This is a genomic window from Rhodanobacter sp. Col0626 (assembly GCF_049994385.1).
In the GTDB taxonomy this organism is placed as follows: Bacteria; Pseudomonadota; Gammaproteobacteria; order Xanthomonadales; family Rhodanobacteraceae; genus Rhodanobacter.
Window position 1 is genome coordinate 2,567,169 of record NZ_CP188260.1, and the last position, 23,824, is coordinate 2,590,992.

Genomic DNA, 23,824 nt, shown 5'->3' on the forward strand with positions numbered 1-23,824 from the left:
GCCGCTTGCGGAACAGTGGGCGGATTCCCTCCACGGACCGCAGCATGGCGCAGCAAACCATCACCCTTATCGGCGGCGGCCTGGTCGGCGCACTGCTGGCGCAGCAACTGGCGCAGCGCGGCTTCGCCGTCGAGGTATTCGAGAAACGTCCCGATCCTCGGCTTGCCGGCTTCCTTGGTGGCCGCTCGATCAATCTGGCGCTCGCCGAGCGTGGCTTGCAGGCGTTGCGCAGCGCGGGGCTGGCCGAGGATGTGCTGCAGCGGGCAGTGATGATGCGCGGACGCATGGTGCACGACCGCGACGGCAATAGCGCGCTGCAACGTTACGGCGTGGACGACAGCGAGGTGATCTGGTCGGTCTCGCGCGGCGCATTGAACATGTTGCTGCTGGACGCGGCCGAAGCCGCCGGCGTGCGGTTCCATTTCGGCCAGTCGCTGGTCAGCGCCGATTTCGATACCCAGCGCATCCGCATGGCCGACCCCTCCGGTGTGGAGCGCGAGCTGTCGGTTGGTATGTTGATCGGCGCTGATGGCGCGGGCTCGGCCGTGCGTGCGGCGATGAATGCGCACACGCCGCTGGGCGAGCGGATCGAATCGCTCGGCCATGGCTACAAGGAGCTGGAAATTCCGCCGGCCAGCGAACTGCCGGCCGCCGTGCAGCAGCTCAGCGGCGGCCACGACCAGTTCGCGCTGGAGCCGCATGCGCTGCATATCTGGCCACGCGGTGGCTACATGTGCATCGCGCTGCCGAATACCGAAGGCAGCTTCACCGTCACCTTGTTCCTGCCCGCGCAAGGCGCCGCGCCGAGCTTTGCCACCCTGCCCGACGCCGCCGCGGCCGCCGCCTTTTTCAGCGGACAGTTTCCGGGCCTGCTGTCATTGATTCCGCGGTTTGCCGAGGACTTCGACAGCAACCCGGTCGGAACCCTCTCCACGCTGTACCTGGACCGCTGGCACCTGGACGGTCGCGCGCTGCTGATCGGCGATGCGGCCCATGCGATTGTGCCGTTCCACGGTCAGGGCATGAACTGCGGCTTCGAGGACACCGTGGTGCTGGCGAACCTTCTGGCTGCCGCGCCGAACGACAGCGCCGAAGTGTTCGCCGAATTCCAGCGCGTGCGCCAACCGAACGCCGACGCGATCGCCGCGATGGCGCTGGAAAACTACGTGGAGATGCGCGACTCGGTCGCCGACCCGCACTACCTGGCCAAGCGCGAACTGGGCGCCCTGCTCGCCACCCGCATTCCACAGCACTACATGGCGCGCTACCGCCTGGTCACGTTCACCCATGTGCCATACGCCTATGCACTGGAACGTGGACGCGCGCAGGACGCCTTGCTGGAGCAGTTGCTGCGCGATGCTCCGCGCGTCGCGGATATCGACCTCGACGAAGCGGCACGCCTGTTCGAGTCCAGCCTTCCTCCCCTGCCGGTACTGCGCCATGGATGAGTTTCTGCTTGAAGCATTCCACGCCACCACCTACCACGTGAACCTGGACACGGTGACCTGGGCGACGATCCGCATCGATCTGCCGCTGCCTGCCGAGCTTGTATCCGTAGTCGGGGCACGCCCATGGGCATTCATCACGGCCTGGAATCCGCAGGCACGCAGGCGTCCTCCCACGGAAAATCTGGCCGCGCAACACGAGCTGCTGGCCGCCCTGCGAAACCAGCCCGACGTCACGGTCTATCCCGCCATCGGTGTCGGCAGCACGGGCTGGATCGAGCCCAGCCTGTTTGCGATCGGAGCGGACGTCGCTGCGCTGGACAGTCTGGCCAAGGAACATGCACAGCTGGCGTATGTGCATGGCCAGGCTGGTGGCATCGCCCATTTGCGCCTGCTCGACTGAAGCGCAGCGGCAGCACGCCGCATGGACAAGCGCCATCGGCATTGCGGACAATCCACCGGATGACCGCCGCCGCCCCCGTCATGCCCCTGCTCGAAGCGCGGGCCTTGAGTTTTTGTCGCCAGGACGAACCGGTGTTCGCACCGATGGATTTCCAGCTGCGCGCGGGCGAACTGGCCTTGGTCGAGGGCGATAACGGCAGCGGCAAGACCACCTTGCTGCGCATGCTGGCCGGCCTGCTGCACCTCGGCGCAGGTGAATTGCGCTGGCGCGGTGAACCGCTGCAGCGTGACGACTGCGCCGGAGAGATCCTGTTCCTCGGTCACCAGCTGGGTCTCAAGGCTGATCTCAGTCCACGCGAGAACCTGCACATCGCCGCTGGCCTGCACGGCTGTCGCGAAGGCGCCAGCGTGGACTCGGTGTTGACGGCGATCGGTTTGTACGGCTACGAGGACGAACCCGTGCGCCGCCTGTCCGCCGGCCAGAAAAAACGTGCTGCGCTGGCCAGGCTGTTGCTCTTGCCGGCCACCTTGTGGCTGCTCGACGAGCCGTACGCAAACCTCGACCGCACCGGCATCGCGCTGGTGAACGAGTTGCTGGAACAACACACCGACGCAGGCGGCGCGGCGATGGTCACCAGCCACGGCACGGTGAGTTTTCATGGCGGCGAGCCACGACGGATCCGCATGCATGAATAGGAACGCCTGCTTCATGCATGCACGCCTCCCCCTGCCTGCAAGGGAGGGAGCAGAGCTGTGAGCCCTCCCCGCCTCGCCACCGCCTGCGTCGCCATGCTGCGGCGTGACCTTACGCTGGCCTGGCGCCGACGTGGCGATATCGCGATGCCGGTGCTGTACGCGCTGATCGTGACCATGCTGTTTCCATTCGCGCTGGGCCCGGAGGACACGCTGCTGCAGCGGATTGCCGGCGGGGTGGTGCTGGTCACCGTGCTGCTGGCGATGTTGCTGGCGCTGGATGCGATGTTCTCCAGCGATATCGAAGACGGCTCGCTGGAACAACTGGTGCTGGCGCCGCAACCACTGGCGCTGATGCTGGGCATGAAGATCCTCGCCCACTGGATCACCACCGCGCTGCCGCTGATCGTGATCGCGCCGTTGATGGCCGCCATGCTGCACCTGCCCGGCACCGTGATTCCGGTGCTGCTGCTGGCATTGTTGCTGGCCACCCCGCTGCTCAGCCTGCTCGGCGCCGTGCTGGTCGCGCTGACGGCCGGCACCCGGCGCTCTGGTATGCTGCTTGCCTTGATGTTGCTGCCTTTGTGCGTGCCGGCAGTGATCTTTGCCGCCGGTGCGGTGGCGGCCGCCCAACAGGGCCTGCCGTGGCTCGCACCGATCAGCTGGCTCGCCGCCGCGCTGGTGCTGGCCATGGTGTTGGCGCCACTGGCCTGCGCCGCCGCCCTTCGAATTGCCCTGGACGCCTGACACCCCACCTATGGCTAACTGGATCCCGCTCTGGTTGCACAAGCTCGGCTCGCCGCCGACGTTCTACCGCTTCGCCGGCGCGCTGCAACCCTGGGCGATGACCTTGGCGCTGCTGCTCGGCGCGATCGCGCTCTACGGCGGCCTGGTGCTTGCGCCAGCGGACTATCAGCAGGGCGATGCCTACCGGATCATCTTCATCCACGTGCCGAGCGCGGAGATGAGCATGTTCATCTACGCCGTGATGGGCGTAGCCTCGTTCATCGCACTGGTATGGCGGATCAAGCTGGCCGAGGTGGTGGCGATGGAGTCGGCGCCGATCGGCGCGGCGTTCACCTTCATCACCCTGGTGACCGGTTCGCTGTGGGGCAAGCCGATGTGGGGCACCTGGTGGACCTGGGATGCGCGGCTTACGTCCGAGCTGGTGCTGCTGTTCCTTTTCCTCGGTGTGATCGGGCTGTACCACGCGTTCGAGGATCGCCGCCAGGGTGCGCGCGCTGCTGCGTTCCTGGCCATCATCGGCATCATCAACGTGCCCATCGTTCACTTCTCGGTGAACTGGTGGAACACCTTGCACCAAGGCAGCACGATCAACGTGTTCGGTCACTCCAAGATGTCCTGGGACATGCTGTGGCCGCTGCTGACGATGATGCTGGCAACGAAGTTCTACTACATCGCCAGCCTGTTCCGTCGCGTACGCACGGATTTGCTGGCGCTGGAGGGCGGCAAGGACTGGGTGCGCAAGATCGCCGAAAGCGAGGCCGGCCGATGAACTCCCTGCAGACGTTCTTCGCCATGGGTGGATATGCCGCCTATGTGTGGCCGGCCTATGCGGTGTTCTTCATCGTGCTGATCGCAGACACTCTCGCGCCACGGCTGCGCCGCCGGCGCGTGCTGGCCGAACTTCGTAGTCGGCTGGCGCGTCAGAACGCCCGCCAGCAGCGTGCCGGCAAGACCCTTCTAACCCCACCATCCCCGTGACCGGGGCGGCTCAGCCATCATGCCCATGAATCCCACCCGCAAACGCCGGCTCACCATCGTGGTGTCGATCCTCGTCGCTGCGTCCATCGCGACGGTACTGGTCGTGCTGGCCCTGCAGAACAACATGAACTACCTGCTCACGCCGAGCCAGGTGCAGTCGGGCGAAGCGGTCAGTTACAAGACCTTCCGGCTGGGCGGCATGGTCAAGGCCGGCTCGATCCAGCGCGCCAGCGATTCGCTCAAGGTCACCTTCACCGTGGTCGACGCCGGCGGCACGATGCCGGTCGAATACACCGGCATCCTGCCTGACCTGTTCCGCGACAATCAGTCGGTGATCGCCACGGGACACATGGACAATGCCCACTTCGTCGCCACCGAAGTGCTGGCCAAGCATGACGAGACCTACATGCCGAAAGAACTGAAGGACGCCATGGCGAAGGCGCACGAAGGCAAGAAGGTCGAAGAAGCCGCTGCGGCGCAGGACAACATGCCAGGAAACCCCAGGCCATGACCCCCGAACTTGGCCAGCTCGCGCTGATTCTTGCCCTGTTGCTGGCGTTGGCGCAGGGCGTCCTGCCGTTGATCGGCGCGTGGCGTGGCAATCGCGCGCTGATGGCCGTGGCGCGGCCTGCCGCTGCCGGCCAGGCGGTGTTCGTGGCGATGGCGTTCGGCATTCTGGTGTGGGCATTCCTGCATTTCGATTTCTCGGTGCAATACGTGGCCGACAACTCGAATCTGGAGCTGCCGTGGTACTACCGCATCGCTGCCGTATGGGGCGCGCATGAAGGTTCGTTGCTGCTGTGGATCTTCATCCTCAATGTGTGGACGGTGGCACTGGCCGCCTTCAGCCAGAAGCTGCCCGAGGTATTCGCCTCGCGCGTGCTGGCGGTAATGGGGTTGATCGCGGTGGGCTTCCTTGCCTTCATCATCTTCACCTCCAATCCGTTCGGCCGGCTGTTGCCGATGCCCGGTGACGGCGCCGATCTGAACCCGGTGCTGCAGGACCCGGGCATGACCTTCCACCCGCCGGTGCTCTACACCGGTTACGTCGGCTTTTCGGTGGCATTTGCCTTTGCGATCGCCGGCCTGCTCGGTGGCGAACTGGAGCAGGCGTGGGTGCGCTGGGCACGCCCATGGACCAATGTCGCCTGGGCCTTCCTTACCCTCGGTATCGTGGCCGGCAGCTGGTGGGCTTATGCCGAGCTGGGCTGGGGCGGCTGGTGGTTCTGGGATCCGGTGGAGAACGCCAGCTTCATGCCGTGGCTGGTCGGGCTGGCGCTGATCCATGCACAGGCGGTCACCGAGAAACGCGGCTCGCTGCGCGCGTGGACGATCCTGCTGTCGATCTTTGCGTTTTCCCTCTCCCTGCTGGGTACCTTCCTGGTGCGCTCGGGTGTGCTCACCTCGGTGCACGCGTTTGCGTCCGATCCGCGCCGCGGCGTGTTCATCCTGGCTTTCCTGACCATCGTGGTCGGCGGCTCGCTGCTGCTGTATGCATTGCGCGCACCGAAAGTGCTCGGCGGCAAGCCCTTCAAGGTGATCTCGCGCGAGACGGTGCTGTTGATCGGCAACCTGATGTTTGCCGTGGCCGCGGCCATGGTGCTGCTGGGCACGCTGTTCCCGCTGATCGGCGATGCGTTGAACCTCGGACGGATCTCCGTCGGCCCACCCTATTTCGGCTTCCTGTTCCCGCTGTTGATGTTGCCGGTGGTGCTGTTGCTGCCGTTTGGACCGTTCCTGCGCTGGGGCAAGGGTGAAACGCCGGCGTTGAAACAGGTCTTGCTGCGCGCCGGCATCGCCGCTGCCGCCTGCGCCATCGTGGCGGCGTTCTTCGTCGACGGCCAGCCCAAGGCGATCGCCGGCGTGGCTTCGCTGGTGTGGCTTACCGGCGGTGTCCTGCTGTACGCGGCCAAGCGCTGGCGCGAAGTGCCACGTGGCCGTCGCTATCCGGCCGAGATGGCCGGAATGCTGCTGGCGCACCTGGGCGTGGGCGTTTTCGTGGCTGGCGTGCTGCTGTCCGAGTCGCTCAGCGTCACGCGCGATGTACGAATGGCCCCGGGCGAGACCCAGCACATCGGCAGCTACGATTTCCGCTTCGATGGCGTGCATCGCGCAACCGGCCCCAACTGGCGTGCCGACCAGGGCGTGGTCACGGTCACCCACCATGGCAGGGAGCTGACCGTGATGCACCCGCAGAAACGCACCTACCTGCGCGGTCAGGTACAGACGGAATCCGCCGTGGACGCTGGTTTCACCCGCGATCTCTACGTCGCGTTGGGCGAGCCGATGGATACGAACAATGTCGAGGGCGCTTGGGCACTGCGCCTGTATTACAAGCCGTTCATCCGCTGGATCTGGGGTGGTGGCCTGTTGATGATGCTGGGTGGTTTCACCTGCGCTGCCGACAAGCGCTTCCGCATCAAGCATGCCGCGGCAGTCCGGGATGAGCTGGTGGTGCAGGAAGGCCACGCATGAACCGTTTGATTCCGTTCATCGGTTTCATGTTGCTGGTGGTGCTGTTCGGCTTTGGCATCTGGTGGAACACGCAACACGACCAGAACGCGATCCCGTCGCCGCTGCTGAACAAGCCGGCGCCCGCGTTCAACCTGCCGAAGTTGTACGAGCCCACGCAGATGGTTGGCAAGGCCGACCTGCTGGGCAAACCCTATCTGCTCAACGTGTTCGCCAGCTGGTGCATCGAATGCGGCGTGGAGCATCCGGTGCTGGCTGCCGAAGGCCCAAGCCTGGGCGTGCAGCTGGTCGGCTACAACTACAAGGATGCGCCAGCGGACGCGAAGAACTGGTTGGCTCAACATGGCAATCCGTACAACCTGCTGATCGCCGACGAGCCCGGCCGTACCGCGATCGACTTCGGCGTATACGGCGCGCCGGAAAGTTTCCTGATCGACGCGAAAGGCGTGATCCGATACAAGCACATCGGGCCGCTGACGCCCGATGTGGTGGCGAAGGAACTGAAGCCGGCCATTGCCGCGATGCTGAAGGAGGCACCATGATGCGCCTCAGCCCTCGTAGGAGTCCGCTCGCGGGCGATACTCCCGTCGTGATGGCTTTCAAGGCAAAGGCATCGCCCGCAAGCGGGCTCCTACGGGTGATCTTCATGGCCCTACTGGTGTGCGCCAGCTTCGCGCACGCGCAGGCGATCGAGCCGATGCCGTTCGTCAGCCACGCCCAGGAATTACGCTTCCAGCACCTCACCCATCAACTGCGTTGCCCGATGTGCCAGAACGAAACGCTGGCCGATTCCAATGCGCCGATCGCGCGCGACCTGCGCAACCAGATTTTCCAGATGATGCAGCAGGGCAAGAGTGACGACGAGATCAAGCAGTACCTGGTCGCCCGCTACTCCGATTTCGTGCTGTACGACCCGCCGCTGACATCCGGCACCTGGCTGCTCTGGTTCGGCCCGCTGCTGATCCTGCTCGGCGGTGCCGGCGTGGTGGTCACTGCGATCCGCAAACGTCAGCGCAGCGGCTCCGCCGGGGCACTGACCGACAACACGCCGACCGACAACGGGGACGACTGGTGAAGATCGCTTTTTTCATCGCCGCTGCAGTGATGATCGCTGTGGCGCTGGCCGCGTTGTTGCTTCCGCTGGTGCGTCAGGGTCGCCAATCCGGCCATTCGCGCAGCGTGTTTGCGCTGACCCTGGCCATCGCCTTTGCGCTGCCGCTGGGCACCGGCGCGCTGTACCTGCTGGTGGGTACGCCCGCCGCGCTCAATGGCGTATCCGCCGAGGCACGCGCGCCGATCAGCATGCAACAGGCACTTGTCGAATTGCGCGCGCACCTGACCCAGCACCCAGACGACCAGCAGGGCTGGATGCTGCTGGCGCAGTCCAGCATCATGCTGCATCAGAGTGCCGATGCGCGCGATGCCTACGATCACGTGCTGAAGCTCGACGCCAACAACGCCGAGGCGATGGTGGGCTGGGCCGAATCCGATTCGATGTTGCGCGACGATCACCTGATCGAAGGCCGCGCCGCCGACTTGCTGAAACGTGCGGTGCAGTTGCATCCCGATAGCCAACGCGGCCTGTGGCTGCTTGGTATCAGCGATTTCCAGCATGGCGCCTACCAGGACGCCGCCGCCACCTGGCGGCTGCTGCAGCCGCAACTGGAACCTGGCTCGACCGTGGCCAAGGCGGTCGCCGAACAGATCGCCGTGGCCGATGCCCGCGCGGGCGGTGCACCCGCAGGTGAATCAAGTGGATCGGCTGGCGCCGTCCCTGCCGCCCCCGCAACGCAAGGCGCTTCGCTGCAGGTACAGGTGGCATTGGCTCCCGCATTGAAGGACAGGCTGGGCGCTGGCGATACGCTATTTGTCTACGCCCGCGCCGAGAACGGCCCGCCGATGCCGTTGGCCGTCGCCAGGCTGGAGGCCGGCAAGTTGCCGGTCAGCGTCACGCTGACCGACGGCATGGCGATGATGCCCAGTCTGAAGTTGTCGTCGGTCCAGCGCGTCTTCGTCGGCGCCCGGATCAGCCACAGCGGCCAGCCGATCGCCCAGACCGGCGACCTCGAAGGCGACGCTGGCGTGGTTGAGGTGGACCGCACGACGCCGGTCAAGATCAGCATCGACAAGGTGCATTGACGATGGGCGACGCACGCCGCTACTTTCCGTTGCCCTCGCCATTTCCGATGAAGCGCGGCGGCGAGTTGCACGGCGCGCACGTTGCGTATGAAACCTGGGGCAAGCTGAATACCGCGCGGGACAACGCCGTGCTGGTGTTGACCGGGTTGTCGCCGAGCGCGCACATGACCGCCTGCGCGGAGGATCCCACGCCGGGTTGGTGGCAGGACATGGCGGGCCCCGGCCAGGCCATCGACACCTCGCGCTGGTTCGTGATTTGCGTGAACTCGCTGGGCAGCGACAAAGGCTCGACCTGCCCTGCCTCGATCGACCCGGCCACCGGCGAGCCGTACCGCCTGGCGTTCCCCGACCTGGCATTGGAGGACGTGGCCAACGCCGCGTACGCCGTCGTCAGCAGCCTGGGCATCGACCGACTGGCCTGCCTGATCGGCTGCTCGATGGGCGGCATGAGTGCGCTGGCCTACATGCTGCTGCATCCGGACAGCGTGCGCGCGCACATCAGCGTGGACACCGCACCGCAGGCGCAGCCATTCGCCATCGCCATCCGCTCGCTTCAGCGCGAAGCGATCCGGCTCGACCCGCAGTGGAACGAAGGCCGCTACGACATCCATGCCGAAACAGGCGGCAGCTATCCCGACATGGGCATGAGCATCGCGCGCAAGCTCGGCGTGATCACCTATCGTTCCGCGATGGAATGGAATGGCCGCTTTGCGCGCATCCGGCTCGACCCGGAGCAGCGCGAGGACGAGCCGTTCGGTCGCGAGTTCCAGGTCGAGTCCTACCTCGAAGGTCATGCCCAGCGCTTCGTGCGCAACTTCGATCCCAACAGCTACCTGTACCTGTCGCGCGCCAGCGACTGGTTCGACATCGCCGAATACGGCCACGGCAGCGTGCTGGAAGGACTCAAACGCATCCGCATCGAACTGGCGATGGTGATCGGCGTCAGCACCGACATCCTGTTTCCGCTACAACAGCAGGAACAGATCGCCGAAGGGCTCGAAGCGGCCGGGGCGAGGGTGGAATTCGTGGCGCTGGACTCGCCGCAGGGCCACGACGCGTTCCTGGTCGACATCGACAATTACAGCCGTGCCATCGGCGGTTTCCTGACGCGGTTGGCCGCCAGCTGAACGTTTCCAGGGCGCCGTCATGGCGGCCTTGGGATTCGGCAGTCATGAGAGCCTTAACCCCACACTGGTAAGATAGCCCGCATCACGCATTACCCGAGACCACCATGCTTACCCTGGATTTTCCCGGCAGCCGCACCCTGATCGACGCGATCGATGCCGCCGTGGCCAAGCCGACCACCCATGAACTCACCGACAACTTGCGCAACAGCCTGTGCCGGCTGATCCGCAACAACGAGGTGACGTTGCCCGACTGCGTGTTCGAGGCCAACGCCGAACACTACGCCCGCCGCGAGCTGTACCGCAGCGACGAACACGGCTACTGCGTGGTGGCGATGACCTGGGGGCCAGGCCAAGGCACGCCGATTCATGACCATGACGGCATGTGGTGCGTCGAGGGCGTGTGGAACGGCGCCCTGGAGATCGTCCAGTACGAACTGGTCGAACACGATGCTCAACGCTACTGCTTCCAGCCCGTCGGCTCGATTCAGGCGGGTACCGGTTCGGCCGGCAGCCTGATCCCGCCGCACGAATACCACAGCATCCGCAACCCCAGCGACAACTCGGTCACCGTCAGCCTGCATATCTATTCCGGCCCGATGACCCGCTGTGCGGTGTTCCAGCCATTGCCGGAGGATCGCTGGTACGGTCGCGACGTGCGCCAGCTGGGTCTCGACCGCGTGCACTGAACCCGGCATAATGCGCAGCTCACATGCCGGTGTGGCGGAATGGTAGACGCGGCGGACTCAAAATCCGCTTGTGGTGACACAGTGGAGGTTCGAGTCCTCTCACCGGTACCAATCAGGCGGTTCCAGCCGGAATCGCAAGACAAAAAGCCCGCCAGCCGCGGGCTTTTTGTTTTTTGTCAGATCGACGGGACGACCGGCGCCGACGTGCGGCTAGAGCTCGCGCACCACCCGGAAACCGACGCGTCCACTGCGTACGTCGCCATTGGCACCCTGGCGATAGGCCGAGTTCACCTGATCCGGCGAGCTGCCCCAGGATCCGCCGCGCACGACGTGCGCGCTGCAGCCGGGATTGATCCAGGCGTCACCGTCGTTCGGCGCACGGATGTAATTGTCGTGCCAGCAGTCCTGAGTCCATTCCGATACGTTGCCGTTGATGTCGTACAGGCCAAACGGATTGGCAGCAAAGCTCATCACCGGCGCCGGCCCCCAGTAACCGTCGTGGTAGTTGCGAAAGGCATGGCTCCAGCGCCGGCCGCTACGCGAACGATCGCCTGAGCCGGTGAGGTTCTCCACCGAACGGGTTGGCATGGCGTCGCCCCACCAGTAACGGGTGTGGGTGCCGCCACGCAGGGCATATTCGAATTCCGCCTCGCTCGGCAGCCGGTAAGTCTTGCCGGTGCGCTGGCTGAGCCAGTCGGCGTAGGCCTTGGCGTCGTTCCATGAAACGTTGACGACCGGCAGCTTGTCGTCGGCTTTATGGCCGGCGTAATCGTCTTGCCAGGTAGCGTCCGCATCGTCGCGCAACGTGCCGGCGCGTTCGTCATAGACGCTGGCCCCGCCCAGCTTGACCGAGTCCGGTACATAACCGCTGGCACGTACGAACTCACGGAATTCGCCCACTGTCACCGCCGTGCGCGCGACCGCAAAACCCTTGCTTATGGTGACCAGATGCTGCGGCAGTTCGGTGTCGATGTGATCCTCCTCGCTGGCGGGCGCTCCCATCTGGAAACTGCCCGTGGGAATCACCACCATCGCCGGCGTCTTGCCTGGCAGGTCGACGTAACGGTCAGCGAACATCTGGCCCGGTTTGTAGCTCGCGTACAGCCGCGCATTGGTCAGCTGTTCGTCAAACGCGGCCAGCGTTGCCAGCCTCGGATCGATCGCACGGGCTTGCGCCGCCAGCTTCATCGCCAACCCGGGATTGCCGGCATCCAGCGCCGAATGTGCCTGCGTCAACACGCCATTGGCGCGTTGTTCGCGCATGTCGTCCACGCGCTTGTGCACATCGAGCATCTGCTGCGAGCCGGGACGGATCGCCTGGGCGGCTGCCAACTCCTTGTCCGCACCCGCAAAGTCGTTCTGCGCCACCGCAGCCAGCGCGCGGTCGAGCACGGCGCGCTGCACCTGGAAGATGCCCTGCTCGGCTACCGCGTTCTGCGGATCGAGCTGCTGCACCTCGCGATACAGATCCAGCGCGCTCTCGCCTGACGGTTGGTCGGCCTTGCCCTGCTGCAACAGGCCCGCCGCCTTGGCCAGCATCGGCCTGACTTTCGCCAGGATCTTCAGGCTAGCCTCCAACTGCGCCACCTCCTCGTCGGCATTGGGCAGCGTGCGCAAGGCATCGAGCAGATCCTCGGCGGCATCGACGTCACCCACCGCGATGTCCTGGTCGATCTCCGCCACCAGCCGCGCGCGCACGTCGAACAGTCCCTGGGTCGCGCGACGGCTGTCCGGCTTGTCCTTGAGCGCTTGCGCAAACAATGCCGCAGCACTGTTTTCGTCACCGGCCAGCTGACCGGCATGCATGGCCTTGGCCGCACGCTCCAGCATTGCCCGCACCGCGGGCGGATCGGCGCTGAGTTGTTCGGGCAGTTTTGCATCCTTGCTGCTGCGCGCGGCAATCACCGCGGCCGGCGCCAGCATCAACGGCGGTCCCGCGTTGATTTCGGCGATTGCAGAAGCCCGTTCCGGCTGCAACTGGCTGCCGGGCGCCGGGGTTCCCATCGACATCGAGCGGCGTGGTGCCTGGGTCGGATCGACATGAAACAGGCGCGGGAAAAAGTGATACGCCAGTGCAAACCCCAGCACGATCACGCCGAGCGCTCCGCCAAGAGTGCGCTGACGGCGCAGGGTTGCATTGCTCGGCATAGATGGGCGTCCTTGGTGCGGCCTGTTATCGTGCTCTGCCAACCATAGGCACAAAGTGCCAACAGGGCAATCCACACCCTGCATTTTCACAAGGAGTACCGATGTCGTTGCCCGAAACCGCTGCCGCTGAATGGATCGATCATCGCGACGCACTGCAGGCGTGGCTGGCAGGCTTACCCGCCGACGCTGCGGTCGGCCTGGATACCGAATTCATGCGTCGCAACACGTTCTACCCGCAGCTGGCACTGCTGCAGCTGGGTTGGAACGGCCGCTATGCGCTGATCGATCCGCTCGCGTTCGACATCGGCGATGCCCTGCAACCGCTACTCGGCACCGGCCCGGCGATCACCATCATGCATAGCGCCAGTGAGGATCTGGAAACCCTCGCGCCGCTACTGCCGGACGGCCCGCACATCCTGTTCGACACCCAGATCGCCGCTGCCTTCGCCGGCATGGGCCTGGGCGTCAGTTACCGCGCGCTGGTCGCCGAGCTCACCGGTGTGGAACTGGACAAGGGCGAGACCCGCTCGGACTGGCTGCAACGTCCGCTCACCGCCTCGCAATGCAGTTACGCCGCCCTCGACGTGGTGTATCTGAAAACCATCCACGAACAACTGGCCGAACGGCTGCAGCAGCGCGAACGCAGCGCCTGGCATGCCGAGGACTGCGAGCGCCTCAAGCGCCGCGCCAGCCAGCGTGGTGGCGACCCGCAACCCCAACGCAGCATGCGTGGTGCCGCCGAGTGGCCGATCGCGCAACAGGCCTTGCTCCGGCGCTTGTTGCAATGGCGCGATCGCAGTGCGCGCCGCCTCGACGTACCGCGCCCATGGCTGCTCGACGACACTCTGGCGCTGAGCCTGGCGCAACAGCCCCCTGCCAGCGCCGGCGAACTCGACCAGCGCAGCCGCGGCCAGCGCGCATTACGCGCTGCACAGCGCAGTGAACTGTTCGAACTGCTCGCAGCGGAAGTCGGCGCCGAGGAAATCGCCGCCACCGCAAGCATCCCCGCTCACCCGCAAGGCGAGGCAAAAAAAGCCCTCGCCAACATGAAACAGCTCGTCGACACGCTGGCCGGTGAACTCGACCTGCCGCCCGGCCTCCTTTGCCCGCGCAAGGTGCTGGAGGAATACGTGGTCACCGCCGAATGGCCCGACTTCCTCGAAGGCTGGCGCCACGGCGTGCTGCACGATCGCCTCAGCGCCCTGCTGCCCGGCTGAAATCTCGCCGCAGAATCCTGGCGATCCATGCCCCGCTGTTCATAAGCTCAGCGGGAGAGGGTTGCGTTCGCCTTGCGAGCGCAGACCCTTCAAACCACCCAAGCCCGATGGGATCCCAGTCGCGGCGCTATGACACTACGGCGCGGCGGCCTGGCTTTGACAGCTTCTTGGCTTCATCGCAAGGACAGAACGTCGAGTTGTTTCTGGCCAGCGCCCACCACGCATTGATGCCGCATCGTGCCATGTCCGCGCAACACAGGCCGACCACCAGAACCACGGGCAACGAGGACACGGACAAGCGGGGCGACGGCGACCGAAATGAAAACCCTGTGACTGAACAGGACCGTCCAGGCCAGACCGACCGCGACAAGAAAGAGCGAAAGGGCGACGAGGAAGTTGAAAAACAGTCGGATCGGGACACAGAGACACGTTGATCGGTTGGATTGGCGCCACTTTCACGCGTTTAGTGGAAGCTGGACGCTTCAAACCGAGCAACCTCATGACCGATGATAAAACCAGGTAGCCGTGGCGCTCGATCTCTATAAAAAGAAGCGTCAATTCGACAAGACTCCGGAGCCATCCACCGAGGGATCGGCCCCGAAAGGCCAGCGCCCGATCTTCGTGGTGCAGCTTCATCATGCGTCTCGACGGCACTACGATTTCCGGCTTCAGGTCGGCGATACATTGAAGAGCTGGGCCTGTCCGAAAGGCCCAAGTTACGATCCCGCGGTCAAGCGCCTGGCGGTCGAGGTCGAGGATCATCCGATCTCCTATGCCACCTTCCAGGGCGACATTCCGGAGGGTCACTACGGCGGTGGCCATGTCGATACGTTCGACCTGGGAGTGTGGTCGACCGAGGGAGATGCCGAGGCACAGTTGCAAAAAGGCCACCTGAAGTTCGAGCTGTTCGGGGATCGGCTCAAGGGCGCATGGCATCTCATTCGCGGTGGCCGCAAGGAAGCCAAGCCAGTCTGGTTCCTGATGAAGGACAAGGATCGGTTCGCAAGCGATGTGGAAGCCGATGACCTGCTCGACGCGACCATGCGCAAGAGCACAAAAAAAGCGGCCGGCAAGAGCGGCGGCGCGAAGGACGTGGCCGAGAAACTGGCCACGAAAAAAGCCAGGAAGACCCCCGCCGGCAAACGTCACCGGGGCGGGGCGCAGAAACTCGCCGCGGCTGCCACCGGCGCCAGGAAATCAAAGCCGAGCGGAGCGTTCTTCAAGCCGGAGCTAGCCACGTTGCGCGAGTCACCGCCCGTTGGCGACGACTGGTTGCATGAGATGAAATGGGACGGCTACCGGATTCTCACCACGATTGCCGATGGCGTGGTGCAGATGTGGTCTCGCAACGCCCTGCTCTGGACAGACAAGATTCCGGACATCCGCCAGGCGGTGGAAGCGCTCGGCCTGAACTCCGCGCACCTGGACGGGGAACTGATCGCGCTGACGGACGGGCAGCCCGATTTCAACGCCTTGCAGCAGACGCTTTCCGGCGAGAAATCCTCGCCGCTGGTCTACACGCTGTTCGATGTGCCCTACCTCGACGGATACGACCTGACCCGGACGCCGTTGATCGAGCGCAAGTCGATCCTCGAAGTGCTTTTGAAGCATCGCCCCCACCAACTCTCCTACAGCAGTCATGTGGTTGGCCATGGTGACCGGGTGTTCGCCTTGGCTTCCGAACAGAAGCTCGAAGGCATCATGTGCAAACGCGCCAGCTCGGGCTACCACCCAGGACGCGGCGACGACTGGCTCAAAGTGAAGCGGTTGGACGCCGATGAGTTCGCCGTGGTCGGTTATACCGCGGCAAAGGGCTCCCGCAACGGCTTTGGATCCCTGTTGCTGGCCAAGCCCGCGCGGAACGGCGAATGGGAATACGTGGGCCGCGTTGGCAGCGGCTTCACCGACGAGATGTTGCGCGAACTCAGCAAGACCCTTGCGAAGGAAGGCAGTTCCAAACCAACCATCAAACATGTGGGCGAGGCGCCCCGCGGCGCGCAATGGATCAAGCCCACGGTAGTGGCCGAGGTTTATTTTCGAGGTATCGGGAATCAAGGACTGTTGCGCCAGCCGTCATTGAAAGCCATGCGCCTGGACAAGTCGCCGGAGGATCTGCGGGACTCCGATCGTCGGGTGGCTGCTGCTGAAAAGGCGACGCGCAAGCGCTCGAAGACTACGGCTAATGCTGCCGAGGGCGCGATCAAGATCACGCACCCCGACCGCAAGGTTTACCCCGCCGATGGCTACACCAAGCAGGACGTCGCGGACTATTACGCAGCGGTGATGGATTGGTTTCTGCCCGGCGTCCTCGGGAGGCCCACGTCGCTGATCCGTTACCCCGATGGCATCGACAAGCCCGGCTTCTTCCAGAAGCACATCCCCACCGGGGGCTTGAAACACGTGGGCTCGGCAAAACTGAAGGAGGAAACCGGCGCTGCCGCGGTCTACCTGTATCCGGAAGGCCCCGATTCCATCATGGAGTTGGTGCAGTACAACGCCATCGAATTCCATCCGTGGGGATCTCACGTTTCAGACCCGGACCTGGCCGATCGCGTGGTGTTCGATCTGGACCCCGGGCCCGACGTTGCCTGGGAACGGGTTGTGGCGGCCGCGCGCCTCGTGCGCTCGTTGCTCGGCGACATGAAGCTCCAATCGTTCCTGCGCACCACCGGAGGCAAGGGCCTGCATGTGGTCGTGCCGCTTGAACCCGCGGCGGACTGGTCCACCGTCAAGGCATTCGCACAGGCTTTCGCAAACGCACTGGCAGGCGCCCACCCGATCGAGTTCGTTGCCACAAGCACAAAAACGCTTCGGAACAAGAAGATCTATGTGGACTATCTCCGAAACGGCCGCGGAGCCACCGCCGTGGCTTCCTATTCCCTGCGCGGCCGCCCGGGTGCGCCCGTCGCCGTACCCCTGCGCTGGGAAGAACTGGGCAAGGTGAAGAGCGGGTCCCAGTTCGACATCAAAAGCACCCCCGTGCGGCTGAAACGGTTGAAGAAGGACCCTTGGGAAGGCATCGATACGGTCAAGCAAAACCTCGACAAGGTCATGAAGAAACTGCGTAGTTGATGGGCCCCTTTTCAGCACCGCAAGAACGATTTAATGTCCTCACGAGCCTGGGGCGAGTCATTCCGGCTATGGGGAAATCGTGGATCGCGGGCTGCCGACGAGGAATATCCACGGTCCTTCTGGAGCTGAGTGAAGGAGTATTGTTCCAGCCTTGTCTCAGCCGCTTGCTCCCATTCCTCGAACCGTAAAGAAGTGACGATCAGTCTGGCGCGCTCATGCCCGCGAAGGAAAGTTAATGGATGTTGGTGAACGCTATAGGCTGTTGGTCGAGTCGCTTGAAGACGTCGCCATCTACATGGTCGGCGCCGATGGCCGCATTGAAACCTGGAATCGCGGTGCCGAATTGCTGGCCGGTTATTCAGCGGAGGAAGCCGTGGGCATGGCGCTTTCCGCGCTGTTCCCGGGTGAACAGCAGGCGGCAGAACTGACGGAGGCAAGGTCGGCCATTCGAGGGGGTGAGGATTCCCGCATGGTAGAAGGGAAACTCCGCTGCAAGGACGGCTCGAACATCGCCGTATCCATTACCGTGCAGTCGGTGCGCGATGCTTCGGGGACATTGCTGGGTTACGCAGGGACCGCGCGCGATGTATCCCATCGACAGGCCACTGCCAGCGCGCACGAATTCACCGAGGAGCAATTCAGGCGACTGGTTCAAGGTGTGATCGACTATGCGATCTACATGCTCGACCTCGACGGCCATGTCCACTCCTGGAACTCAGGAGCCGAACGCATCAAGGGTTATCGCGCCGAGGAGATCATCGGCCAACACTTTTCCGTGTTCTACACGGATTCCGACAGAACAGCCGGCGAGCCACAGAGAGGCCTCGCGCAGGCGCGGGAGCACGGGCGGTTCGAAAACCAGGCCTGGCGGGTTCGCAAGGATGGCTCGCTGTTCTGGGCGCATGTGGTCATCGACCGGGTCGACGACAACGACGGAAAGCCGATTGGGTTTGCGAAGGTCACACGCGACGCGACGGAGAGCCGCCAAGCCGAGGAAGCGCTGGAAGAAATGCGGCGAGCGCTGCATCAATCGCAGAAAATGGAAGCTATCGGCCAGCTCACCGGTGGTGTGGCGCACGACTTCAACAACCTGCTTCAAGTCATCAGCGGCAACTTGCAGCTGCTGGGCGAGGATGTCTCCGGAAATGACCGGGCCAGGAACCGCGTCGCCAATGCCATGGCTGGCGTGGCGCGTGGATCCAAATTGGCCTCCCAGCTCCTTTCGTTTGGTCGCCGCCAGCCGCTGGCGCCCAGGATCGCGAATCCAGGCAAGCTCATCCGGGACATGGACGAGCTCTTGCGGCACACACTGGGAGAAGGCATCGAGATCGAGACGGTGATCAGTGGAGGGCTCTGGAATTTATCCATCGACCGGATGAATCTGGAAAACGCCATCTTGAATCTGTCGATCAATGCACGTGACGCGATGGACGGTCGAGGGAGGCTGACGATCGAGGCCGGAAACGCCTTTCTCGATGACCAATACGCCCGGATACATCACGAGGTGAAGCCGGGTCAGTATGTGCTCATTGCGGTGACAGACACCGGATGCGGCGTGCCGCCCGATCTCATCGAAAAAGTGTTCGAGCCCTTCTTTTCCACCAAATCGGAGGGAAATGGGACGGGGCTTGGTCTGTCCATGGTTTACGGATTCGTCAAACAGTCCGGTGGGCACGTCAAGATCTATAGCGAGGTGGGCCAGGGAACCACCGTGAAGATCTACCTTCCTCGTAGCATGGAGACGGAGGAGCAACCAGCTGCCGCGACGGTGGAACTGATGCGTGGAGGCACGGAATCGATCCTGGTGGTGGAGGACGACGAAGCCGTGAGAGACACGGCCGTTTCGCTTCTGCGCAATCTCGGATACAGCGTTCTGGAAGCGCCCGACGCCCGCAGCGCGCTGTCGGTCGTCCAGAGCGGCGTAAAGCTGGATCTCCTGTTCACCGATGTGGTGATGCCGGGCCCTATGCGAAGCCCCGAACTCGCCGCCAAAGCACGCGAACGCATACCGGGCCTCGCCGTGCTGTTCACCTCTGGCTACACCGAAAATGCCATCGTCCATGGCGGTCGGCTGGATGAGGGGGTGGAGTTGCTGAGCAAACCCTATACGCAGGAGGCGCTGGCCCGAAAAGTGCGAGAGGTACTCTCGGCAAGAACGAAAAGGACAGCTTCCGAGTCTGGCCGCGATTCCCGTGACGCAAGGGCCGCACGATTGAGGATTCTGTTGTGCGAGGACGACGCGTCGATTCGTTCGACCGTCAAGGACATGCTCGAATCCAGGGGATTTTCAGTCGTGGACGCCGGATCGGCGGAAGCGGCTGTCCATCTATACGAAACACAAAAGATCGACTTGTTGGTCACGGACCTGAGCCTTCCAGGCACATCAGGTATTGAACTCGCGCGGAACCTACGGAAGTCCGCGCCAGGCTTGCCTGTGGTGTTCGCCACGGGGCGCTTCAGTGATGATCTCGCCTTTCTGGATCCACGAACGAAGGTGTTGCTCAAACCCTACGGCGCGGAAGTGCTTTTCGAAGCGATCTCCCAGCTCACGGCGTGATCGGCCCCGGGGTCTTGGCGAACCCATGGCACGCTGGTAATATCCGCCGCTTACGTGGGGCGGTAGCTCAGCTGGGAGAGCGTCGCGTTCGCAATGCGAAGGTCGTGGGTTCGATCCCCATCCGCTCCACCACTCGATTCACGGAAAAGCTCTCGGTCTCCGGGAGCTTTTTTTATGAGTGTCCGTCGCCGTGCGCCGCGGCAGCGACTGACCGGTAAAAGCCGAAGCTGCCGCCAGAGCTCATCGGATCGTCCGCGACGGCGAGGTCAGTGAAGCTTGAGAAGCGGACGCGAGCTTCGCGTGAGCACGCTCCCCAGCATTCGCCGCAGCGTGCGCCACGGCCCGTAAAGCGCCGACTCATGCATGCGATACAGCGAGACATAGAAGAAGCGGGCCAGCCGCCCTTCGATGATGCGATTGCCGAAAACCCTGCCGAACGTATTGCGCGAAGCAAGCGATACCAGCGTGCCGTTGTCTTTGAACCGGAACGTCTGCAAAGGTTTGCCGGCCAGTCGAAGCTGCAGGTTGCGCACCAACAACGAGGCCTGCTGGTGTGCCGCTTGTGCCAGCGCTGCCACGTTTTGCGTCGCGCCCGGCTCGACCGGACAGGCGGCGCAGTCGCCGAAGGCGAAGATGTCGGGGTCGCGCGTGGTCTGCAACGTACTGGTAACCACAAGTTGTCCGCTGCGGCTGCTCTCGAGGCCGTCGATCCCGCGCAGGAAGGCCGGCGCGCAAACACCCGCCGCCCAGACCATCACATCGGCGGCAATCTTGTTGCCGTCGGCAGCAAACAGGCCATCGGCCTCGGCGCGTTTCACCGCCATGCCGGTACGAACCCTGATACCCATGTCTTCAAGCTCTTTCCTGACACTGCTGCCGATGCGCCCGGGCAGTGCCGGCAGCAATGTCGGACCGGCTTCCACCAGGATGACGCTCAGATCCTCGATACCTTCCTTGCTGGTCTGGTGGTAATAGGAAAGCCGCCGGTTCGCGTCGAACAGCTCGGCGGCCAGCTCGACCCCGGTGGCGCCACCACCCACGATCACGATACGCAAAGGATCGGTGATCCCTTGCGATCTATGGGACATGTGGCGTTCAAGCAGGTTCTCGCGCAGCGATTCGGCTTGCGCGGTGGAGTCCAGGAAGATGCAGTGCTCGGCGACGCCGGGAGCGCCAAAGTCGTTGCCCACGCTGCCCACCGCGACTACCAGCGTGTCATAGGCAAGTTCGACCGGTGGCGTTTCCAGCTGGCTGACCTTGCCAACCCAGCCCACCAGCCTGATCACGCGGCGACGGCGATCCAACCCTTCCATGCGGCCGCAGACGAAGCGGAAATGGTTCCACTTCGCCTGCGCGGCGTAGCTCAAACTCTCCTGGGCCGAATCCAGCACACCAGCGGCCACCTCATGCAGCAGCGGCTTCCAGATGTGGGTGAGGCTGCTGTCGACCAGCACGACCTGGACATCCGGGCCGTGCAGTTTGTTGCCAAGCGCCGTGGCCAGCTCGAGGCCACCGGCGCCACCGCCGACAATGACGATCCTGTGTGACATACCTGCGCGATTCCTCGTTCCGGCGAACGTGGGATGTGGGCACGCAACCTTCGGCAGGCACCCGCCTTGTCTGGTCTGCCGCGCGAGCCGCCGCGCGAAGCCGCAGGCGTTGGAGAACCACAGCTCGGGTCCATCATGCCCAGTCCAGATACCGGAGTTTACCCCCTGACGTATCAGGGCTACGTTCGGGTGCTCTCAGTATCCGGGGGCGACGACCGTGCCACAGAGCTTCTCCAGCAGATCGACCTGCACATTGCGGGCGAGGTCGCCTTCGGCCATGACCGGGCGCAGGTAGTCGCCATCGGATTGCAGCAGGGAAGCACTGGTGTTGTCGGTGAGGTAGAGCTCCAGCGCATTGCGCACGCGCTGTTGCAGTTTCTTGCCTTCGATCGGAAACGCGGTTTCGACGCGGCGATCCAGATTGCGCTCCATCAGGTCGGCGCTGGCCAGGTACAACTGAGGTTCTCCGTCGTTGGCAAACCAGTAGACGCGGCTATGTTCGAGAAAGCGGCCGATGATCGAACGCACCCGGATGTTTTCGGACACGCCTTCCACACCGGGGCGCAGGCAGCACATGCCGCGCACGATCAGCTCGACCTGCACACCGGCGATGCTGGCCTTGTACAGCGCCCGGATGATCTTCGGCTCGGTCAGCGCATTGACCTTGAGGATGATCTGCGCCGACTTGCCGGCAAGGGCGTGCGCGGTCTCGCCGGCGATCAGTTCAAGCAGGGTTTTCTTCAGCGTGAATGGCGCATGCAGCAGTTTTTTCATGTGCAGCACCTTGCCCATGCCGGTGAGCTGGCTGAACAGCTTGTGCACGTCCTCGCACAGCACCTCGTCGGAGGTGAGCAGGCTGTAGTCGGTATACAGGCGCGCGTTGCCGGTGTGGTAATTGCCCGTACCCATGTGCGCATAGCGCACCAGCTCGCTGCCCTCGCGGCGCTGGATCAACATCAGCTTGGCGTGCGTCTTGATGCCGACCACCCCGTAGATCACCATCGCGCCGGCCTGCTGCAGGCGCGAGGCGAGCGTCAGGTTGGATTCCTCGTCGAAGCGCGCACGCAGCTCGACCACCGCAGTCACTTCCTTGCCGGCGCGCGCGGCATCGACCAGCGCGTCGACGATCTCGGAGTTCGCGTTGGTACGGTACAGCGTCTGCTTGATCGCCAGGACCTGCGGATCTTTCGCTGCCTGGCGCAGCAAATCGACCACCGGTGCGAACGATTCATACGGATGAAGCAGCAACACGTCCTGTTTGCCGATCACCTGGAACAGGTCCTCGGCATGCTTGAGCGCCTTGGGCAAGGCCGGCGCAAACGGTGCGTACTGAAGCTGCGGATAGCTCACGTTGCTGGCGATACGAAACAGCCGCGCGAGATTCACCGGGCCGTTCACTTCATACAATTCGGACGCGGTCAGACCGAACTGTTTAAGCAGGTAGTCGGCCAGCTCCTTCGGGCAGTTATCCGCCACTTCCAGCCGCACCGCATCGCCGAAGCGGCGCGAATACAGTTCGCCGCGCAGGGCCAGCGCCAGATCCTCGACGTCTTCGGGATCGAGCGTGAGATCGGCGTTGCGGGTCAGCCGGAACTGGTAGCAGCCCAGCACCTTCATGCCGGGGAACAGTTCTTCCGCATGGGCGTGGATCATCGAGGACAACAGCACGTAGTTGTCGCCGCCTTCGCAAATTTCCAGCGGCATGCGGATCAGCCGCGGCAGCACGCGCGGTGCCGGCACGATCGCCAGCCCGGAATCGCGGCCGAACGCATCGACACCCTCCAGTTGCACGATGAAGTTGAGGCTCTTGTTCACCAGCAGCGGAAACGGATGGGTCGGATCCAGCCCGATCGGCGTAACCAGCGGCGCGACCTCGTCACGAAAATAACGACGCACCCACAGCTTCTGCTTGTGCGTCCACTGTGTGCGACGAACGATGCGGATGCCGTGCGCCACCAACTCCGGCAGGATGCGTTCGTTGAGGATCGCGTACTGCCGTTCGATCTGCTTGTGTGCTATCTCACTGATCTCGGCCAGCGCCCGACGTGGCGCGATGCCGTCAGGGCCGATCAACTCGTGATCCAGTGCCACCTGCCCTTTCAGGCCGGCGACGCGGATCTCGAAGAATTCGTCCATGTTGCGCGAGAAGATCAGCAGGAATTTCAGCCGCTCCAGCAAGGGCGTGCGCTCGTCCAGCGCCTGGTCCAGCACACGGATATTGAACTGCAGCTGCGACAACTCGCGATGGATGTACAGCCGGGGATCAGCAAGATCCGCCGCGGACTGGACCATGGCGTCGTTGGCGGCGGCAGCCGCATCGCGAGGCGAATTATCGGGAATGATGCGGCTGTTCATCGAGGAGTCGTCTGTTGGTGTCGGCCGCTTGGCGGTAGCGGTTTGAACGCCTGAATCTGGCAAATCAAAACACACAGCGCCTGCGACGGAGTGCCAGTGTGCGACAGTTCCCTGACTATTGCATGACAAGGCAAAGGGAAAGCCCACGTCGCCCGGCATTTGTCCGAGGGACGGACACGGGACAAGCCAGGCCCTGGTTACCGGGCCTGTCCTGCGTGTATCGCTCGATCGACGGT

20 protein-coding genes and 2 tRNA genes are annotated in these 23,824 nt (G+C 63.8%); 19 read left to right on the forward strand and 3 right to left on the reverse strand.

Features of this window, described 5'->3' with window-relative positions; genetic code table 11:
* The first annotated feature begins 44 nt into the window (after nt 1–44).
* The 14 genes from ACPPVV_RS11085 (at nt 45) to ACPPVV_RS11150 (ending at nt 10,800) form a co-directional block, all read left to right on the forward strand.
* Nucleotides 45–1,448, forward strand: a complete 1,404-nt coding sequence (locus tag ACPPVV_RS11085) for an FAD-dependent oxidoreductase (protein ID WP_426699948.1) — start codon at nt 45–47, stop codon at nt 1,446–1,448.
* Nucleotides 1,441–1,848, forward strand: a complete 408-nt coding sequence (locus ACPPVV_RS11090; protein WP_426699949.1) for a DUF3293 domain-containing protein — start codon at nt 1,441–1,443, stop codon at nt 1,846–1,848. The genes ACPPVV_RS11085 and ACPPVV_RS11090 overlap by 8 nt, the downstream gene beginning before the upstream one ends.
* Nucleotides 1,849–1,907: 59 nt before the next feature.
* On the forward strand, nt 1,908–2,543 hold the full coding sequence (gene ccmA / locus ACPPVV_RS11095; RefSeq protein ID WP_426699950.1) for a cytochrome c biogenesis heme-transporting ATPase CcmA: 636 nt from the start codon (nt 1,908–1,910) through the stop codon (nt 2,541–2,543).
* A gap of 93 nt (nt 2,544–2,636) precedes the next feature.
* Complete coding sequence (gene ccmB, locus ACPPVV_RS11100) at nt 2,637–3,287, forward strand: heme exporter protein CcmB (RefSeq protein WP_426703222.1); 651 nt, start codon at nt 2,637–2,639, stop codon at nt 3,285–3,287.
* 10 nt (nt 3,288–3,297) lie between these two features.
* Complete coding sequence (locus tag ACPPVV_RS11105; RefSeq protein ID WP_426699951.1) at nt 3,298–4,056, forward strand: heme ABC transporter permease; 759 nt, start codon at nt 3,298–3,300, stop codon at nt 4,054–4,056.
* Entirely contained in the window at nt 4,053–4,265 is a 213-nt protein-coding gene (gene ccmD, locus ACPPVV_RS11110) for a heme exporter protein CcmD (protein ID WP_426699952.1), read from the forward strand. Before ACPPVV_RS11105 ends, ccmD begins: the two co-directional genes overlap by 4 nt.
* 25 nt (nt 4,266–4,290) lie before the next feature.
* Nucleotides 4,291–4,776, forward strand: coding sequence for a cytochrome c maturation protein CcmE (ccmE, locus tag ACPPVV_RS11115; RefSeq protein ID WP_426699953.1), 486 nt, complete (start codon nt 4,291–4,293; stop codon nt 4,774–4,776).
* Complete coding sequence (locus ACPPVV_RS11120; RefSeq protein ID WP_426699954.1) at nt 4,773–6,740, forward strand: heme lyase CcmF/NrfE family subunit; 1,968 nt, start codon at nt 4,773–4,775, stop codon at nt 6,738–6,740. Before ccmE ends, ACPPVV_RS11120 begins: the two co-directional genes overlap by 4 nt.
* Nucleotides 6,737–7,279 carry a DsbE family thiol:disulfide interchange protein gene (locus ACPPVV_RS11125; RefSeq protein ID WP_426699955.1) on the forward strand — a complete coding sequence of 181 codons (543 nt, stop codon included), beginning with the start codon at nt 6,737–6,739 and terminating at the stop codon, nt 7,277–7,279. Before ACPPVV_RS11120 ends, ACPPVV_RS11125 begins: the two co-directional genes overlap by 4 nt.
* 104 nt (nt 7,280–7,383) lie before the next feature.
* A complete protein-coding gene (locus tag ACPPVV_RS11130; RefSeq protein WP_426699956.1) occupies nt 7,384–7,812 on the forward strand; it encodes a cytochrome c-type biogenesis protein in 429 nt (142 codons plus the stop codon).
* Nucleotides 7,809–8,876 (forward strand): tetratricopeptide repeat protein, encoded by a 1,068-nt coding sequence (locus tag ACPPVV_RS11135; protein ID WP_426699957.1) that lies wholly within the window; start codon nt 7,809–7,811, stop codon nt 8,874–8,876. Before ACPPVV_RS11130 ends, ACPPVV_RS11135 begins: the two co-directional genes overlap by 4 nt.
* A gap of 2 nt (nt 8,877–8,878) precedes the next feature.
* Nucleotides 8,879–10,003 carry a homoserine O-acetyltransferase MetX gene (gene metX / locus ACPPVV_RS11140; protein WP_426699958.1) on the forward strand — a complete coding sequence of 375 codons (1,125 nt, stop codon included), beginning with the start codon at nt 8,879–8,881 and terminating at the stop codon, nt 10,001–10,003.
* 104 nt (nt 10,004–10,107) lie between these two features.
* Entirely contained in the window at nt 10,108–10,689 is a 582-nt protein-coding gene (locus ACPPVV_RS11145) for a cysteine dioxygenase (protein ID WP_426699959.1), read from the forward strand.
* Between the two features lie 25 nt (nt 10,690–10,714).
* Nucleotides 10,715–10,800 (forward strand) — tRNA-Leu (locus tag ACPPVV_RS11150).
* A 99-nt stretch (nt 10,801–10,899) separates the two neighbouring features.
* Here the strand turns inward: ACPPVV_RS11150 and ACPPVV_RS11155 are convergent.
* Nucleotides 10,900–12,837, reverse strand: coding sequence for an SUMF1/EgtB/PvdO family nonheme iron enzyme (locus ACPPVV_RS11155; protein WP_426699960.1), 1,938 nt, complete (start codon nt 12,835–12,837; stop codon nt 10,900–10,902).
* 101 nt (nt 12,838–12,938) lie between these two features.
* On the opposite strand from ACPPVV_RS11155, the gene rnd reads away from it, so the two are divergent.
* From rnd to ACPPVV_RS11180, 5 genes are all read left to right on the forward strand, one after another.
* On the forward strand, nt 12,939–14,054 hold the full coding sequence (gene rnd, locus ACPPVV_RS11160) for a ribonuclease D (protein WP_426699961.1): 1,116 nt from the start codon (nt 12,939–12,941) through the stop codon (nt 14,052–14,054).
* 167 nt (nt 14,055–14,221) lie between these two features.
* A complete protein-coding gene (locus tag ACPPVV_RS11165) occupies nt 14,222–14,488 on the forward strand; it encodes a hypothetical protein (protein ID WP_426699962.1) in 267 nt (88 codons plus the stop codon).
* Between the two features lie 91 nt (nt 14,489–14,579).
* Nucleotides 14,580–17,126, forward strand: a complete 2,547-nt coding sequence (gene ligD, locus ACPPVV_RS11170) for a DNA ligase D (RefSeq protein ID WP_426699963.1) — start codon at nt 14,580–14,582, stop codon at nt 17,124–17,126.
* 235 nt (nt 17,127–17,361) lie between these two features.
* Nucleotides 17,362–19,683: a PAS domain S-box protein gene (locus tag ACPPVV_RS11175; protein ID WP_426699964.1), complete on the forward strand. Its 2,322-nt coding sequence runs from the start codon at nt 17,362–17,364 to the stop codon at nt 19,681–19,683.
* Between the two features lie 56 nt (nt 19,684–19,739).
* A tRNA-Ala gene (locus ACPPVV_RS11180) sits at nt 19,740–19,815 on the forward strand.
* 134 nt (nt 19,816–19,949) lie between these two features.
* Here ACPPVV_RS11180 and ACPPVV_RS11185 read toward each other — a convergent pair.
* Together ACPPVV_RS11185 and ppk1 are read right to left on the reverse strand one after the other, a co-directional pair.
* Nucleotides 19,950–21,233, reverse strand: coding sequence for an NAD(P)/FAD-dependent oxidoreductase (locus ACPPVV_RS11185; RefSeq protein WP_426699965.1), 1,284 nt, complete (start codon nt 21,231–21,233; stop codon nt 19,950–19,952).
* A 195-nt stretch (nt 21,234–21,428) separates the two neighbouring features.
* Nucleotides 21,429–23,588: a polyphosphate kinase 1 gene (gene ppk1, locus ACPPVV_RS11190; RefSeq protein ID WP_426699966.1), complete on the reverse strand. Its 2,160-nt coding sequence runs from the start codon at nt 23,586–23,588 to the stop codon at nt 21,429–21,431.
* Nucleotides 23,589–23,824: the final 236 nt, after the last annotated feature.